At 31.9% G+C, this 16,968-nt stretch carries 16 protein-coding genes; 6 read left to right on the plus strand and 10 right to left on the minus strand.

The window, feature by feature from the left end:
- The first annotated feature begins 16 nt into the window (after window positions 1-16).
- A complete protein-coding gene (locus PFY10_19505) occupies window positions 17-232 on the plus strand; it encodes a hypothetical protein (GenBank protein WBV56377.1) in 216 nt (71 codons plus the stop codon).
- Window positions 233-333: 101 nt separating this feature from the next.
- On the plus strand, window positions 334-1,032 hold the full coding sequence (locus tag PFY10_19510; GenBank protein ID WBV56378.1) for a hypothetical protein: 699 nt from the start codon (window positions 334-336) through the stop codon (window positions 1,030-1,032).
- A gap of 502 nt (window positions 1,033-1,534) precedes the next feature.
- Here the strand turns inward: PFY10_19510 and PFY10_19515 are convergent.
- From PFY10_19515 to PFY10_19525, 3 genes are all read right to left on the minus strand, one after another.
- Window positions 1,535-1,864, minus strand: coding sequence for a helix-turn-helix domain containing protein (locus PFY10_19515; protein ID WBV56379.1), 330 nt, complete (start codon window positions 1,862-1,864; stop codon window positions 1,535-1,537).
- 10 nt (window positions 1,865-1,874) lie between these two features.
- A complete protein-coding gene (locus PFY10_19520) occupies window positions 1,875-2,324 on the minus strand; it encodes a helix-turn-helix domain-containing protein (protein WBV56380.1) in 450 nt (149 codons plus the stop codon).
- A 136-nt stretch (window positions 2,325-2,460) separates the two neighbouring features.
- Window positions 2,461-3,969, minus strand: a complete 1,509-nt coding sequence (locus PFY10_19525) for a LuxR C-terminal-related transcriptional regulator (protein ID WBV56381.1) — start codon at window positions 3,967-3,969, stop codon at window positions 2,461-2,463.
- A gap of 347 nt (window positions 3,970-4,316) precedes the next feature.
- Between PFY10_19525 and PFY10_19530 the strand changes: the two genes are divergently transcribed.
- On the plus strand, window positions 4,317-5,162 hold the full coding sequence (locus PFY10_19530) for an SMP-30/gluconolactonase/LRE family protein (GenBank protein WBV56382.1): 846 nt from the start codon (window positions 4,317-4,319) through the stop codon (window positions 5,160-5,162).
- Window positions 5,163-5,583: 421 nt separating this feature from the next.
- A complete protein-coding gene (locus PFY10_19535; protein ID WBV56383.1) occupies window positions 5,584-6,669 on the plus strand; it encodes a hypothetical protein in 1,086 nt (361 codons plus the stop codon).
- Window positions 6,670-7,494: 825 nt separating this feature from the next.
- On the opposite strand, the gene PFY10_19540 is transcribed toward PFY10_19535, so the two are convergent.
- From PFY10_19540 to PFY10_19550, 3 genes are read right to left on the minus strand one after another with little or no spacing between them, the layout of a single operon-like run.
- On the minus strand, window positions 7,495-7,659 hold the full coding sequence (locus PFY10_19540) for a hypothetical protein (GenBank protein WBV56384.1): 165 nt from the start codon (window positions 7,657-7,659) through the stop codon (window positions 7,495-7,497).
- 2 nt (window positions 7,660-7,661) lie between these two features.
- Window positions 7,662-7,808: a hypothetical protein gene (locus PFY10_19545; protein ID WBV56385.1), complete on the minus strand. Its 147-nt coding sequence runs from the start codon at window positions 7,806-7,808 to the stop codon at window positions 7,662-7,664.
- Window positions 7,809-7,856: 48 nt separating this feature from the next.
- Window positions 7,857-7,979: a hypothetical protein gene (locus PFY10_19550; GenBank protein ID WBV56386.1), complete on the minus strand. Its 123-nt coding sequence runs from the start codon at window positions 7,977-7,979 to the stop codon at window positions 7,857-7,859.
- A gap of 787 nt (window positions 7,980-8,766) precedes the next feature.
- Between PFY10_19550 and PFY10_19555 the strand changes: the two genes are divergently transcribed.
- Window positions 8,767-9,864, plus strand: a complete 1,098-nt coding sequence (locus PFY10_19555; GenBank protein WBV56387.1) for an NAD(P)-dependent alcohol dehydrogenase — start codon at window positions 8,767-8,769, stop codon at window positions 9,862-9,864.
- 513 nt (window positions 9,865-10,377) lie between these two features.
- Here PFY10_19555 and PFY10_19560 read toward each other — a convergent pair.
- From PFY10_19560 to PFY10_19575, 4 genes are all read right to left on the minus strand, one after another.
- Complete coding sequence (locus tag PFY10_19560; GenBank protein ID WBV56388.1) at window positions 10,378-11,553, minus strand: acyltransferase; 1,176 nt, start codon at window positions 11,551-11,553, stop codon at window positions 10,378-10,380.
- Window positions 11,554-13,193: 1,640 nt separating this feature from the next.
- Entirely contained in the window at window positions 13,194-13,745 is a 552-nt protein-coding gene (locus PFY10_19565) for a recombinase family protein (protein ID WBV56389.1), read from the minus strand.
- A 10-nt stretch (window positions 13,746-13,755) separates the two neighbouring features.
- Entirely contained in the window at window positions 13,756-14,052 is a 297-nt protein-coding gene (locus PFY10_19570; GenBank protein ID WBV56390.1) for a type II toxin-antitoxin system RelE/ParE family toxin, read from the minus strand.
- Window positions 14,040-14,258, minus strand: coding sequence for a hypothetical protein (locus tag PFY10_19575; protein ID WBV56391.1), 219 nt, complete (start codon window positions 14,256-14,258; stop codon window positions 14,040-14,042). The genes PFY10_19570 and PFY10_19575 overlap by 13 nt, the downstream gene beginning before the upstream one ends.
- 725 nt (window positions 14,259-14,983) lie before the next feature.
- On the opposite strand from PFY10_19575, the gene PFY10_19580 reads away from it, so the two are divergent.
- Complete coding sequence (locus tag PFY10_19580) at window positions 14,984-16,966, plus strand: FISUMP domain-containing protein (GenBank protein ID WBV56392.1); 1,983 nt, start codon at window positions 14,984-14,986, stop codon at window positions 16,964-16,966.
- Window positions 16,967-16,968 lie beyond the last annotated feature (2 nt).

Here is a 16,968-nt window from a genome sequence, read left to right on the forward strand (position 1 = left end):
CAACATGTGGGGGAGATTGAGTGAAAAATCTCTTTGGGTTGGTCGTACTGCTCCTTTGGGACCAAGTGAAGGAACTGAATGGGCGGTTACATTTTTGTTTGATGAACCCGTTAATAATTTGATTTTTATTTTGGGAGCTACGGGAGAAGTTAATAATCAAGATTTTGTTTTTAATTCTAATGGGGGGCTGTATCAATTTTTTCTGATAACAGTTGTTATTCGACCATTATAGATAACGCGATATTTTCGGGGAGTGGGGCACAACATGGCGGAGGCGGTGGCCTATTCGAAATACATGCTCCTACAGCTTATACTCAATTAACAGTTAGCGGATTGGGAGGAGATGGAGGTTCGTTATTATCAATTTGTACTGCCAGTATTGTATCTGCTTTAAAAATTTCGTCTATTCATCCCAGTACTCAAACAGTATGTAAAAATACTGTTCCGACACCTATTACGGTTTCCGTATTATCTTCGGATTCTGAAGTTTTATCTTACCAGTGGTTTAAGAATTCTGTAGACAGTAATATGGGAGGGACTATTATTAATGGAGCGAATACAAATACTTTTATTCCTCCTGCTTCCTCTTCTTCTAAAACAGATTATTATTATGCAACTGTTACTAGCAGTGAGGGTAGCAAAAACTCTCCTACTGCTAAGGTGATAACAACAGACTGTCTTTGTTATAAACCTGGAATTACAGAAGTTTCTAAAAAATCTTTGGATAGTAAAATGGGGATATCCTCTCTGAATAAAGGAAAAGATGTTGTTGGTTCTGACCATTGGCCTTTGACAAGAAAAGGGGCTTGGCTGGTATTGGAATCTAAATTTAAAGGATTGGTAGTAAATAGGGTGCAATTTAATAGCTTGGGAAATCCGGTCGGAATTCCTCCTTCAGATTTTGTAGAGGGAATGATAGTATATGATATGACAGACAATTGTTTGAAAATTTATACTTCAATTGATGAAGGAGCAACATTCGCTTGGCGGTGTATAAATACACAAGCATGTCCAGATAGAATAGGGGGATAGATAGCCCTACGTTATAGGTTTTTTTATTACTTGTGATCATTATTAAATGTTCTATGAGTTCTTTTTTTCATAGTTTTGTGTTTGATACTGGGAATCTATTTCCCAGTATTTTTATTTTCTATTAATGAATATGAATATTGGGAAAAGTAAAACCAGAAATGTAACATTTCTGGTTTTATATCATTTTAGATGTTTCCTATCCCAACTTGGCTAAATTATTCATTGGATAATAAGTAAAACTTTTAGTGATTATGATTAGCTTTAAGAATATTAGGAAAATTGAAAAATATAAGATTATCTCTGTATCTCGAAATTATTAAGTGCAGAAAATGAGTTTTGTATATTTTATTTATTATAAAATGAGAAAATTTTCCCTTGTTACTTTTTATTTTTATGGGTAGCCCAGAAGTTAAGAGAGGGGATATTATTTTCCATAAAGTGTTCAAAGCAGCTTATAGAAAAAATATTGCTTATAGGTCTTGGGAAATATACTAATTCAGTATTAATAATATTTTTTCTTCCATTTTGTAATAGTATTTCTACTGATACTGAAATGTTTAGCGGTTTGTGTATTATTCAAAAGGTTATTTTTTTGATAATCTAACATTTCTATTATTGAAGCACGATCATATGAACGAAATTTTTGACTTTGTGTATTCGATTCCTGATTAGTTAATCCGTATATTTTTTGATTTATTTTAATGATGTCTAATGCAGTAAGAGTTGTCTTTTGTAATGCCTCTTCAAATTCTGTAGCTTTTTCGGGAAATTTTTTAGAAATAATATCCAAATAAATTTTACCATAATTAATTGATGTTTTTTTATCTTCCATACTTTTAACTTTATTTTGAAAATTGTTCGTTGATTTTGGGACTGTATTTTACCAGCCACCTATATAGAGTTGTTTTTGGAATTCCATACTCTTGAACTACTTCTTTTCTGGACATCTCTCCTTTTATCACAATTTCGATAATGTAATCTATGAGTTCTTTGGTATAAATATTTTTTCTAAATTGAGGAACGGTAGATTTTTTTTTAACATTTTCTCGTTCTCTTTTCGACGGTGGGGAATATAAAATCAAATGTTGTGAGAAGATTCTGAAGAGATCATATTCCAAAAGCTTTGACCATCTTAATAATATTGTTGAATCAAGGCTTTCAGAGTTGTACATATCATTAATTTCCGCTTCCGTAGCATTTAAGAAAGTGCATATACGGGATATTTTAATTTTATCCTCCAATACTATTTGTTTAATGAGAGTTCCAATGTGGATATCTTTTACGTTATTCATAACAGTTTAGATATACGGTTATTTATACTAGCAAACATAGGGTAGGGAATCAAATTTTACAAATTAATAGATATCACATACCTTTCTCTGTTTTAAATTAATGATTTGTAAACCAATATATTATTTATAATGTTGTTTAATTATGATCCATTGCCTTGTTTTTCATCCATAAATAAATATCCTGATCAGAAGGAATATTAAGCTTCTTACGGAGTCTGTTTTTCCTAAGCTGAACAGCTCTAGGAGTGACAAAAGTGTACTGCGCAATTTCTTTAGTTGAAAAATTTAAGTATAGGTATCCACAAAATGTAAGCTCCCGGGTCTGAAGTTTGGGATCTATTTTTAGTAGAGTAGGAATAACTGTTGGGTATACTTCATCAAATCGTTTGATAAACTCCGTGCTATTTTCTTTGGCTAGCCTTATTACTTCATCAAATGCTTCATTTATTTTCTGCTCTAGTGATAAATTTTTTTCTTCTTTCTCTGCTATTATACTATTTTGAATGTTAATTTTGTTTTTTATTAAACGTTGTCGTCCTGTAAAATAATAAAAAATTAAGATCGAAATAATGAGAGTTAATAATACAAACCAGATGAGATATTGAGTTATATGGGTTTTTGATTTCGTTTTTTCATCGGTAATTAAATTTTCAACAGCCTCTTCCTGATTATTTGAAATCTGTTTTATAGATTTATCCTGAAAATCTATAATTTTAGCATTAAATTCATTGGATTTTTCCATATTTCCTTTTGATTGATAAACATCAGCAATGCGATGATAAATAAAGGGATATGCCTTTGTGAGCCGTAGCTCTTGAGTATTTTTTAATGCTGTTGTATAGTAGTATAACGCTGAATCAGGTTGATTCATTTCCTTTTTCATATCTCCCCAAATTAAATAAGTGAAGTTTGTACTTTTGAATTTTCTGGCTTTTGCAATTTTCAGAGACTTCTTTAAGCAGTATTCTACTGAGTCATAGTGTTTATTTGAAAGTTGGGATATTCCAATTAAATTATAATTTGTAGTAATTTCTTCTGTTGGCACCCTGGACTCACCTATGATATTAATATTATGTTTAGTTTTTGCTAAGTAAAACCGAATAGAATCCTGATTATTTTCAGCAAGATATAAATAAACCAAATTATTATATGCTTTAATTTCTTGTAGAACTATGCTTTTTTTATCTTTAATTTTGTTTATAAATTTAAAACCTTGTTTTTGTATCTCAACTGCCTTTCCAGGCATCATTAGAGAGCTATATATATTACTCCTTTTTATATAAATATCAGACATTAATATTGGGCTCTCCTGGGAATACTCTTCTTTTTCTGCCGCTAATAAATATTGTAGAGCAATATTTGGTTTCCCGATGTCAAAAAGGGATTGGGCAATATAAAAATTGCTGTATGCGATGCCATAAGAGTAATGGATTTTTTGGCTTTTTAGTAAGGCTTTATTGGCACTTTTTTGGCTGGCTTTAAAATCCATTTCCTCGTATTGCTTTTTAGATAGAGCTAAAAAACGCTTAATTTCTTTTGTTTCATTAGTAGAAGCTCGCTGAGTTACTAAATGGGGATCAATTTCTTGGCTATGAAGATTTACAAAAATGCATAATAGCAAAAAACAATATGGAATTTTTTTCATGTGTACAAATTATAGTGATAATTAGTTCTATATATCATACCTTCTAATAAGTTATACGAACAGTATGAATTTAGGCCAGCAAAAATAGAAATATCAAAAAATACTTTATGACGTTTGGTTAAAAGTGATATATATGTGATATCTCGTATTTACAAATAACAGTACAATGATGATAAAATTAATAATATTCTTGTTTATGTACAATAATAATTATGAGAGTAATAGGATATTTTAAAATGTTCTTGAAAACAGTTTGAGAAAGTTTAAAATACTTTAATGAAAAGAGATATTCATGTGATAATTTACATGTTTTTATAAATGTGGATTTTTGTAAAAAAAATTAAGATATGTGTTTTCGTTTAGCTGTTACATGGGTAACATTACATTTATTATTTCAATATTCTTATGGTCAAATTCTTAACAAACCGGAAAGTGTTGATTTTGATCCTAATACAGAAACTTATTATATATCCAATATTGGAGGAAGCTCTGGAGGTTTTATTGTTGTTGATTCTAAAAAGAAAACAACTGAGGTGAAAAAGGAAGGAAAAGGACAATATTTGGGAATTAAACGCTATGGAAAATATATTATATGTGCTATTGACCAAGATAATACAAAAGAAAATGGATTGTCTGATGAAGTAGCATTATATGATGCAAAAAGTTATAAACTGATTAAAACAATATCAATACCAGGTGCCATACAGTTGAATGATATTGAAGTTGATGAACGAGGGGTGGTTTATGTGACTGATAGAGGAGCTAATCAAGTATATGAAGTTAATATTGTTTCCGGTTCTTTTAATCCGTTATTAAAAGAAAATAATATTTTAACTCCTAATGGTCTTTTTTATGATTTGAAAACAAAACTTCTTTATATATGTACAACTAATGAAACTAATAATGCAATATATATTTTAGATCCCAAGAGTAGAAAAATAGAAGATAAGATAGCAATACCTTTCTCAAATTTAGATGGAATAATAATTGACAAGAATGATAATATCTATGTCTCTTCATGGTCGAATGATTGGAAATCTTCCCGGATATTGAAATTGGGCTCCGATAAAAAATCTATAAGCGTTTTGATGGAAAATGAAAATGGAATGGCTGATATTGCCTATGATAAAGTAAACAATCGTATTCTTATTGCTTGTATGTATAAAAATACTATACAAGTACTTCATTTATAGATACTTAAAATATTGGTATTGATTCATTAATGGATATCTGTAGTTCTAATGTATTGGTTAAATTCAGTTGTACTGCTACATGTAATAAGGTTTGATTATTATATGTATGATGAAAAATTTTAATAAAATTGTATTAGTGATATTAATGTGATACTTATATTTTTTAGATTTAAATTAATAGTTTTTACTTTTGGCAAGGATTATAAGCAGACATTGAATGTTGAGTTACAATATTCTAAATAATTATATTGATGAATGCTTAATTAGGGAACGGGCGAATCCAAGAAAATGATTCTAAAAACACAAAATTATACTCCTCCTTCGCCTGTTTTCCTAATAAAATATGCTTTTTAATATTACCTAGTAGCTTAACAAATCCAAATTACATTATTTGAGAAAATATTAACTTAAAACTATTCAAATGAAAAACAAGACCTTTTTATTTGGAATCCTTGGAGGGATTTCATTTTTAAATGCACAAGTTGGTGTTAATACAACATCACCAGGGGCTACCTTAGATGTCGTTGCTAAAAATACATCTACAACAAGTGTTGATGGAATTATTGCTCCTAGGGTTGACCGATTAAAAGCTTCGACTATGGTGGGAGTTCAAAATGGAACGTTTATTTATGTAAATGATGCTTCTACAGGAACGGCAACAGGGCAAGCGGTTAATATCAATACAACAGGTTATTATTATTTTGAAGGCAGTACATGGCAAAAGTTTGCCGGCGGTGGCGGATCATCGGGTGCTAATATTTATACAACCGACGGAAGCCTTACAGGTAATAGAAATGTAGATTTAGGAGGCAATACTTTAAGATTTAGTGGTCCCGGAAACGTGGGAATTGGAACCACAGCTCCCAACAATGATGCTATCCTTGACACATCTGCACCAAATAAAGGGTTTTTAATGCCTCGAATTGCTCTTACAGGTACGAATGCCAGTGCTCCTTTATCTTCACATACTGCAGGAATGTTAGTATACAATACAGCTTCTGCCGGAGTATCTCCTAATGATGTAACTCCTGGAATATACTATAACGATGGTACAAAATGGTATAAAACCAATCAAACAACTGGCACTCAAAGTGGATCAAGTGTAAATTATCAGGGCTTTATTAATGCAAGTACAGCTACAAATTCTGTTATACAATTAGGAAATCTTCAAGTTAGATATAATGGAACAAATACTGCTGGAACGATTTCCTTCAGGAATATAGGTAGCCATCCAATTTATGCTTATTATTTTGCCGTTTGGGGACATACTAGTAATTCTAGTACAACTTATGATGGTCCATATACATTACAACCCAATGTTTGGGTAGAAACCTATAGTTATGGATCTCAAAACTCTGAGGGAACAATCATGCAGTTAGACACCTATGATCCATCCCCTGCTGATGGTACAACGGTTAAATCCTATAATCTTTCTACCCGAATGTTTTATGCTTCTGAAGTAGGAGCAGTAGGAGACTACATGTTTATGAGGTTTTTTAGAAATTAGTTGTATGATAGTCAGAAGAATTTTAAATAGTTGAATCACTATTGATTATGTGTTTTAATATGCTTGTCTGACAAAGGATGGGCGGGTGTAGATATTACTAAATAGAGAAAAGGAAACTTTTATTATAACGAAGGATATAGTAAATGGTCATGTTTCTCAAAGCGAAAGATAGAAAATGCATCGTAAAAATTAATAGCGCGTTCAATGATAAAAGCTTGCTTGAAAGCTTACTAAAGTAAGGATAATTCTATTTATTTTTTACTACTATGGATTAAGCATGGTAAATTTAAAGTTTTAAATAGCATTCCAGATATTACAATCAATGTAATTGATTACATATAATGGTGTAACTTATCAAATGGTAATAAGGGACCATAACTATGCTCAACACCGTGGAACAATCACAAAAGTGTAACCGGTAAGTGGTATGTTGATAATACTTTCTCTGTTGTACCATATCTAGGCCAATAATCCTTAGTTAATAAGTTTTATGCATTATTTTGTACTGGCTATATTGATGACTTAATATTATCAAGGATCTAACTAATTTGCGTCAATATCTAAATAAATAAAAAGCGAAGATGAGTCTTCGCTTTATTTATCAGATAATTATATTATGAATAATATAATATTAAAGTTATTTAATATAGAGGTCAAATAATAAATAATTAAGATAGAATAAAACGTATATGTATAAATATGAATAAACAAAATATTTATTTTAGCCTTTTTAAAGACATTTGTGTTATAGGGTCTGATCTTGTCGATCCTGAGCTTAAATACTTAATTGTTATACTAGCTGTGTTTACTATTCTGAAAGAATATCTATCCAAAGCTACCATTGGAATAGGTGTTACTAATGTGTAGGTCTGTAGCTTCCATTGGAGCAGTGTACAAATCGTTAACACGTGCGACCCAATTATTAGTTGTATCATTCCGTACACCTACAACAGGAGAAGTCTCAGTAGACATTGATAATTGACAATTCATTGTTATTTGATAGACGCCATTTTCTGAGACTTAAATGAATTTGTTGTGGCTGAAGCAGTATATACATTTTCATTGTCAACAATCTTATTATTTAAATTTCCTATAGTAATTGCATTACTGGTTCCTGAATTTGTAAAATCAGCAGTCATTTGAACTATTATTTCTCGAGCAACTATAAATTGACCATTCACAACAATTCAGGTTCCAGGAGAAGTAGGAAGACCTACAAGGTTTTGCCATGTAGGCGCTGGTTCAGGACCATTAGATTTTAGTACCTGACCAATATTTCCAGCAGTAGAAATATCTCCTCCTACATTCAATTCATTACAATTTGTAAAGACCCATTTACATATAATGTTTTTTGAGGGGTTGTAGTATTAAGCCCAATTTGAGAATTATACAAAAGCGGAAAAAAATACTAAAAGCAATGTTCTTCTTTTCATTTTTATATTTTTAAAATTAAAGATGAAATATGCAAGGTAGAATGTGCAATATTAATATTTTTAGTCACTCTTAACTGTATATATGATAATTAAGATTTGATGGCTATTAAACAAATTTAAATATTTTTATAATACAAAGATTCTTTTTAAAGATATATCTATATATCAGCTAAGGTTGATAATACTATTATTTACGGAGAAGAGAGGAATACAGGAAGCCTTTTTATCTACATGTCAAGAGTATATAAGTGTATTCATTATAAATATTACCTTAGGTTTTAGTAAAATAATGTATTGATTCTTCTGAAGGCTATTACCAGGTTATTTCTATGAGCCCTCTAGCTTTAACTATAAAGAGTTTAAGCTAAAGTAAAGTGGCTAATTGATTATATGCTTTTAATTCTATCATAATTAGTGCTATAACAAACATAACTTATAGAGCTTTCATTCGAAATGAGTAATTCTATAACCATTGTAAAATGATGAGTTATTTAAATGTATGATATTCAATTATTAAAAAAGAAAATTCCTTTATTGTTATTTTGTTGCTTAAGAATTCTTAAGAAAACTATCATTGCAATGTAATATTTTTGTAAGAGTCATTTAGATAGCCTCTAAATGAAATACAGAGTTACAATAAATACTTATAATTAGATAAAAAAATATGGAAATAGAAGCAGGATTGGTATTACGCCAGGGAACAGAGGTAGAAGTAACAAAACTTATTTTAGACGAACCTTTGGATAATGAGGTATTGGTAAAGATGGTTTCTGCAGGAATCTGTAGAACTGATATTGATGTCATGGAACAGTATATCGAGACCCCTTTACCTGCAGTATTAGGTCATGAAGGAGCCGGTGTTGTTGTCAAAGTTGGAAAAGATGTTACAAAGGTAAAAGAAGGAGATCATGTTGTATTATCATTAAGCTCCTGTGGACAATGTGAAAAATGCAAATCTGGATTACCATCTTATTGTATAAAACACGTAGCTCTTAATTTTGGAGGAAGTCGTGTTGATGGATCTGTATGTCTGCATTGTTCAGATGGAAATGCTGTACATAGCCATTTCTTTGGACAATCTTCTCATTCCTCATATTCTGTAGTAAATGAAACTTCAGTAATTAAGGTATCGAAGAATGCTGACTTACGATACTTAGCTCCATTTGCTTGTGGAATTATGACAGGAGCAGGAGGTATTTTAAATACACTAAAGCCTGAAGCGGGAAGTTCCATAGTTATATATGGAATGGGAGCAGTGGGATTAAGTGCTGTAATGGCCGCGAAAATTGCAGGGTGTAGTACTGTTATTGCTGTAGATATTAGTGAAAATAGGCTTCATCTAGCATTGGAGATGGGGGCAACACATACCTTTAATGGGAATGATAAAGCATTACAAGAACAAATATCAGCCGTTACAAATGGGGGGGCAGATTATGCATTTGAATCCTCAGGTGTTAAAAAAGTGATGAACTCAGCTTTGGACACAATAAAGGAGAATGGTACTATGATTCTTACGGGAGTCTTACCTCAAGGAGAAACGGTTGCTTTTGATGCCTGGAACCTGGTAAGAGGACGTACAATAAAAGGAAGTATTATGGGAGACTGTGTTCCTGAGATTTTTATTCCTAAGCTAATTAGTTTTTATGAAGAGGGTCGTTTTCCAGTAGATAAAATGATGAAATTCTTTAGTTTGAAAGATTTTAATGCTGCAATAAAAGAAAGTCTCTCTGGAGAAACTATTAAAGCAGTAATTACGTTTTAATATTTTATTATTCAATGAGAACTTGGAATAGTTCAGTTCTGATTGAATTCTTTTTGATTATCGGCATGTAAATATCCAAAAACAATTAAAATATTAATAAATAGTGAGGTAAGGCAATACAAGGGTGATTTATTAATATTTCTTAAGATGAATGATAGTTTTTTGCTTTACCTTGTAGATATATTAAAGAGACATATGTTGATTGTCAATTAATAAAATGACTGATTGCAAAAACTAAAACGCAGTAAAATTTTCTGAACATTTATAATTTCAATTGATATTTTCGTAGAGATTAAATTATTTTGATCTCATCATTTTGTTTTTCGGTTCATATAAAGTAGGACACATTTCTACAAATTTGGTGATGTGGTGTGATTTTTTAGTCACACCATTTTTTGTGGAAAAAGATTATGTAATATAGGCTCCGTTTTTTCAATAAACAATATTACCCTCCACACTTTAAATGAGGAGATAGGAAACTTTCAAAGATTAAAAAGTGATTATTAAATAAAATCAATATTGTTTATCGGAAACTACTTTATTTCTTAGGTTTGTCATCGGAGTTTCAAATGTTTTAAATATAATAGCAGAAAGTACAATAGTGAGAGACCAATACAAGAAATAAAAAACAGGAATAATTATGTTATAATTTGTGGTAAAACTTGTCCAGGGAATACTCTTTAAAATCATATCTTTAACAAACGTCATATGTATTAAATACATTGAGTATGAGATTAAGCTTAGTATCGTAACTATGTTAGCTATTTTATATTTTACTTTTTCTAGATTTGAAAGAAATGGAAGTAATAGAAGTGTGCCAAAAGAAATTATGCTATATTCTAATACAACATTGTAAAGGCCTATTGGGCTGGGGAAAATATTATTTATATATATATATCTATGAATAATAAATACTAAAAGGCCACATACAAATAATTTGGTAGCAGCCATTTTCCAGTATTTTGCATAATAATAATTAATATAGGCGCCTATGATTCCGTACATCATACTATCTAATCGATACACTACCTGATGATGAAAGTCTCCAGCCTTTATAAGAGTTCCATGCATATATGGATAATAATACCTTAAAAAAGAAACAAAAGATAAAGTAAAAAAAGCAATAATTATAATGGAATTTTTAGGAGATAGTTTTAAAAGAACAATTAGTGAAAAAATAAGAAAAGGAATTATTAAATAAAACCATTCTTCTACACTTAGACTCCAGGATTCTGGAAAATATTCCGATGTTGGATAAAATAAATTTTGACAAAATAAATAGTAGCTTTTAATTTTGTTAAAACTGAAAGAAGGATCTTGTATGTTATAGCAAACTACAAGAATGGATAGGATTAGAAAGTAAGTAGGAAGAGTTCTAAACCATCTTTTTATCCAAAAGTTCAGGAGTAGTTTAAAAGACGCTTTATTGGTTTCCAATTGTTTTATTAAAATCCCCCCAATCAAAAATCCACTTAACACAAAAAAAATACTAACACCATCAAATCGTATATAATTATGAATTTTTATTATTTTTTGTGGGAAGATAAATTTACCGTGATCAATAATCACAGTGATGATTGCAAAGCATCTTAAAATATCTAATCCGAAAATCCTGTGATGGTTAAGTTCTTTACTAAAAATAGAAAATAGGCGCTCAAGGAGTGCTTTGCTTTTTAAAGGAAAAATCATCTGTTTGTATTTTTTGTTAAAAATTATAAGGATAAATAAGGAAGTCCAATTTAAAAAACTAATAATAATTACCTCTTAAGATTTCTTAAGTAAACTGTGGTTGTTATCATTTAATTTTGTAAGACAATTCTTTCTTTTCTTAGAATGCTGTAGAAAACTATAGTTATAGTAATAATTTAGATAATTTCGATGAGATTTACTGGAACTAAAAATAAAAAAAGACAAAAGAAAAAAACAGAAGCAATATCAGCACAACTTTCATCATGGGGATATTTTAAGCGAAGTATTTTTATTAGCCTGGCTCGGCTTTTTTCTATATATAAAACCAATCGTAGAAAAGATATGTAGTAGGTTTATCATATTTACCATACTATTTCCTAAACTATTCTATGAAGGAATATGGAACCATTTCCATTGTTTCTATCATTGTTAAACGAATAATATTAGATAGAACATTATATTTCAGATGATTTGAAATTAATTAGCAGTATTAATTTGAGAAATAAGGATATTAATGGATAATAAAATATAGTTTTTGTTGAGACGCAACGAGTATAGGCAATAATTTTTTAAATTGATTTTAGGTAGTGAGTATATTTCCGCTGTTTGTTTAAAGCAGTGGAAATTACTGACGAATATTATTGTTTAAAAAGCGTCTGGGCTATTAAAGCTTATAAATAATGTGGTAATTTATTAATATACCCTTGAACTTAAAAAGTTATTTTGCTATAATCTGTAATAATAAATAAATGTATTTCCTGTTATTGTGAGTTTGTTTGACTTTACATTATTCTGTTATACTAAATAATAGGTTTTCTTACTTGTACGATAATTGTTAAGGATTTCTCTTCTTAAGAAATCTTAAGAATAAGTAGACTGTATTATTGTAGTTTTGCAAATGATATTACATAGTAGTGACTAAGGATAATTTTTTTGATAAATATGGGAGGGGAATTTTCTAATTGATAGTGCAACAAATTGCAGCAGTGGGACAAGTTTTGAAATACATTATTTCTGGCTGCTGCGAGGAAACGTAGTTTTGGTACGCTGAATAGTTTCCTCCAGGATAGAGGGAGCGTTGGAGGATATCAGACTTCTTTTCTGAGTTTTTTAGTTTAGTTTTTATTTCGAATGGCTCTGTGGGTATAAATACAGAGTCATTGGTACCCTTCCCACCCGTTGTATTAAGGAATAGGTTTTCATTTTCATATTAAGCAAACCCTTAGTGGCTTTTGTCACTAAGGGTTTTTTATTATTTTATATCCCTATGTGGAGATAAGTGTGATTTTTTTATGTTTTATACTAGTTGAGCTTTGTTTATATCCTGTTTTTAAATCCGTTTGCGGGTTTATAGGATTTTGTTTTTCAAGATTTACAGATCATAATTTTTTAATATATGAAAATGATAGTATTAATTTTTGGACTTATTTTTTATCTTGATTGGAAAGAGCTTAATACTTCTGGACATTGTCTGGGGTGATCACTTACTAGATAGATCACTATACCACGAATTTTCTGCATAATGCTAAAGGTTTTTCACGTAATTTTCAACTATAAACCAAGATAAAGAGCCCAGGGTAGTAGAAGAAAAGTAAAATTTTGTGGAATGGCAAAATCTATAAAAGGTTTACTTTAATAGATTAAACTGATTTGATTAATCGGTAAATAGTAGCCGGATGAACATCGAATAATTTGGCTACTTCAGGAGCTGTTTTTCTTCCCGATTGGACAAGATGTTTTATTTCTTTTCTTTGAACTTCCTTTAGTTTGGGTTTTCTTCCTCCAATCCTTCCTTCTTTTCTGGCGTGCTCAAGTCCTTTTTTAGTACGTTCTTTTAGCATTTCTCTTTCAAATTCTGCAAAAATTCCAACCATCTGCATCATCATTCTTCCTGAATATGTAGTAGTGTCAATAGATTCTGTCAAGCTTCGGAATCCTGATTTTTTTTCTTCAATCTGCTCTATCAAGAAGAGAAGATCTTTCAGTGATCGGGAAAGTCTGTCCAGCTTCCAGACAATAACAATGTCGTCCTTGCGAAGATGGTTGAGAAGCTCTTTAAGTTTCGGGCGATCCCATCTTCCACCAGAAGTCTTTTCCTCAAAGATAAGTTCACAACCTACTTTTCTCAAAGCTTCAATCTGAACTGAACTATTTTGCTCCTGAGTGGAGACTCTAGCATATCCTATTAACATAGATTCTATTTTATAACTCTAAATCTTGTGGGTTTTTATGTCCGTCCCAGAAAGAAAGAATTTGAATTGTTTTGTTATTAACCCTATAAAAAATTAAAAACTTTCTAAGGACAACCACATAACGGACATCTGGAATCTCAAAAACTTCCTGCCCTGCGTAAGGATTGTTGGCAATGTAATCTTCTTTTTCAGAAACCTGTTTTACTATCTTTTTTGAATACGTGGCAGACTTATTATGGTTAATCCAAAACTCCAACGCTTCCAGATATAAATGCTCCGCTTTCTGAGTCCATTCTATTTCGAACATAAGGCTGCTGCTTTTTTTCTTACTTCATCACTTGAAATAAGCCTTCCCTCTTTTGCATCTTTTATGCCTTCTAATACAGATTGTTTTATTTCTTCGGAAATTATAATGTCTTCCTGGCTTTTAAAACGGATTTTCATTTCTTCTAAAAAAGCTTCAATAATGGAGAACTGTTTGGGGTTATCGGGGTAAATAACAATACTTTTCATGATAAGATTATTTATACAAAGATAAAAATTTTGCATAAACATATCGCAAAATATTTTTATTTTGCAATACTTTTTTGCGACTGCAAAATTAATGCTTCTCGAGCATTTTGAGCTTTGTTGCAAAAAGGATCGTTTGTGCGAAGAATAATTTGAATTATCCTTTAAGAAAAATACTATCTGAGAAAGAGAAAGAAAAGTTAATTGAGTCCTTTCTAAGAAAAGATTTAATAAATCAGTATACTTTTACGGAGTTTAATATTATAATTATTGACTAAATATTAACTTTAAAAGAACTTATTTTGGAATAATTGTAATAATGAATAAAATTTATTTCCTGAATTTGTGATTTGATATGGATTTTATTTAACTTTACATTATTCTGTTATGAAAAATAATGGGTTTTCTTAATTGTACTATAATTGTTAATGATTTCTGTTCTTAAGAAATCTTAAGAGTATTTGAGCTGTATCGTTGTAATTTTGCAAAAGATATTACATAGTAGTGACTAAGGATATTTTTTTTGATCAATATGGGAAGGGTAATTTTTTCAAGTTCATTTTGATCTTAGATAGTTCTAATGCGATTATTCATTAAAATAATAATAATCATAGTCACAAAAGCTTAAAATTACATCTATAGAAAAATCTTAATTCTAAAAAAGTTAGGTCTTTTCTATACACTTATTATTATATAATAGCAACTTATAATTTAATAAATTATCACAGATGAGAAAAACACTATTACTAATTTTCGGATGCTTTTGTTGTATTGCTTTGAGCGGTCAGGTAGGCATCAATAATACGAATCCCAAGGCTACATTAGATGTAATGGCCAAAAACAGTGATGGGAGTAGCGCGGAGGGTCTTCTTGCCCCTCGTTTAACAGGCGATCAGATTCAATCAGGCAATTCCCGTTATGGTTTGGATCAGGCGGGAACTCTTATTTATGCCACTTCTGGAGTAAGTAGCCCAGATGCTGTAACTCAAAATATTACCACTGCTGGTTATTATTACTTTGATGGTACTGCCTGGCAGGTTTTGGGAGGTAGTGCAGGAGTCTCTGATTATAATATTTATGATTCAGATGGATCTCTTTCGGGTAATCGTCAGGTTGATTTGTCAGGAAAGAACCTTGGTTTTACAGGCGGTAATGTTGGTGTTGGAATTGCAGTAGCGGATGCTTCAGCAATATTAGATGTAAGCAGTACGACGCAGGGTTTTGCTCCTCCTCGTGTTACCAAAGTACAAAGGGATAATATTGTATCCCCAGTTTCCGGTTTGATTGTTTATTGTACAGATTGTGGAGTGGGTTCTACGGGTTGTTTATCCCTGAATTTGGGAACTCCTGGAGCACCTAACTGGAGCTGTGTAGGCTCTACAACATCTTCTACCGTGGTAACTTCCGAATGTACCGGTTTTTCAGGTACCTACACTTCGGGCTCAGCCTTATCAGGAGCCAGTTATAAAGTAACGGTAACGAATAATTCTTTTTCTTCTGCGACGATCAATTTTTCTTCGGGAGATTTGGTTTTAAGTGGTATTACAGGTCTAACGGTTGGTACTCCCACTTTTTCAGGAGGATCAGTAAGTGGGAGTAATGTTACTTTGACTTCTGGGCAGACAGTTGTTATAAGCTATCCTATTACGGGTACTCCGGGAGCCAATGGTACCCTTACGGGTGTCTGGACAAAGCTTTCCCTTTCTTGTACGAGTAGCCAAATAGTAGGTAAGGGTACTGCCCGTTTTACTCTTCCTCAAAACCTGTATGTTGCTTCTGTGAATTTGGGAGGAACAGGAGATGTCCAGGGAGTTGTAGATAACGGATCTAATAAGCTTACGATTCAAGTCCCTTATACTGGAGGGAAAGGTAGTTATGACGCTTATACGAGCGCATGGATTTCCAATAATTCAGGAAGTGGCCAGGGAGGAGACACTAATAAGTTTAGGGTTTCTTATCCTGCGGGAACGTTTAGTAGTTCGGGAAGTATTGCGGTGAGTATTGAGGTAGATGGGGATGGTAGTTTTAATGCCTTAAAGCTTCTTCCTGGAAATACTATGGTTTTGGGAACGCTTCCTTTTGCTCACAATGGCATTTATGATGGCGATATCATCATCCATATTGTAACGTGTGGAGCATTTATAGCACCGGGAGTCTTTAAGGCGTTTATGTGTCATAATTTAGGGGCTGATATGAATGCAGATCCCTTCCAACCTTCGGCCTCTATTCACGGAGCTAAATACCAATGGGGAGCTAAGACAGGCCAGGCAGGACGTTATATAAGCCAGGCGGATGATCAGGCTAATAGTGGTGCTATTGGAGGATGGATTAGTTCTCCGCTTCCTAATAACAGCTGGTCTGATACAACGAAGACTGCGCAGGATCCATGTCCTGTAGGATATAGGGTTCCTACAAATGACCAATGGCAGAAGGTGATTGCTAATAATAGCTTCACTACTACAGGGACCTGGACAAATAGCCCAACGAATTACAGCAGTGGAGGCAAGTTTGGAAATACATTATTTCTGCCAGCCGCCGGCAGCCGTAACAACGTGAATGGAGCCCTGTTCAGCCGTGGCAACAACGGGTACTATTGGAGCAGTACGCAGTACGCAAGTGCCTACGCCTACAACTTGAACTTTGGTAGCACCGGGGTGAATGTCATCACAAACCGTACAAACGGGTACAGTGTTCGTTGTATTCAGGAATAGGT

Origin of the sequence: Chryseobacterium daecheongense, from assembly GCA_027920525.1 — a bacterium.
In the GTDB taxonomy this organism is placed as follows: Bacteria; Bacteroidota; Bacteroidia; order Flavobacteriales; family Weeksellaceae; genus Chryseobacterium; species Chryseobacterium proteolyticum.

Coding starts and splice junctions, on each gene's coding strand:
- PFY10_19515 (WBV56379.1), bottom strand. CDS start 1,864: ATGGAAGATAAAAAAACATCAATTAATTATGGTAAAATTTATTTGGAT.
- PFY10_19520 (WBV56380.1), bottom strand. CDS start 2,324: ATGAATAACGTAAAAGATATCCACATTGGAACTCTCATTAAACAAATA.
- PFY10_19525 (WBV56381.1), bottom strand. CDS start 3,969: ATGAAAAAAATTCCATATTGTTTTTTGCTATTATGCATTTTTGTAAAT.
- PFY10_19530 (WBV56382.1), top strand. CDS start 4,317: ATGTGTTTTCGTTTAGCTGTTACATGGGTAACATTACATTTATTATTT.
- PFY10_19535 (WBV56383.1), top strand. CDS start 5,584: ATGAAAAACAAGACCTTTTTATTTGGAATCCTTGGAGGGATTTCATTT.
- PFY10_19540 (WBV56384.1), bottom strand. CDS start 7,659: ATGAATTGTCAATTATCAATGTCTACTGAGACTTCTCCTGTTGTAGGT.
- PFY10_19545 (WBV56385.1), bottom strand. CDS start 7,808: ATGACTGCTGATTTTACAAATTCAGGAACCAGTAATGCAATTACTATA.
- PFY10_19555 (WBV56387.1), top strand. CDS start 8,767: ATGGAAATAGAAGCAGGATTGGTATTACGCCAGGGAACAGAGGTAGAA.
- PFY10_19560 (WBV56388.1), bottom strand. CDS start 11,553: ATGATTTTTCCTTTAAAAAGCAAAGCACTCCTTGAGCGCCTATTTTCT.
- PFY10_19565 (WBV56389.1), bottom strand. CDS start 13,745: ATGTTAATAGGATATGCTAGAGTCTCCACTCAGGAGCAAAATAGTTCA.
- PFY10_19570 (WBV56390.1), bottom strand. CDS start 14,052: ATGTTCGAAATAGAATGGACTCAGAAAGCGGAGCATTTATATCTGGAA.
- PFY10_19575 (WBV56391.1), bottom strand. CDS start 14,258: ATGAAAAGTATTGTTATTTACCCCGATAACCCCAAACAGTTCTCCATT.
- PFY10_19580 (WBV56392.1), top strand. CDS start 14,984: ATGAGAAAAACACTATTACTAATTTTCGGATGCTTTTGTTGTATTGCT.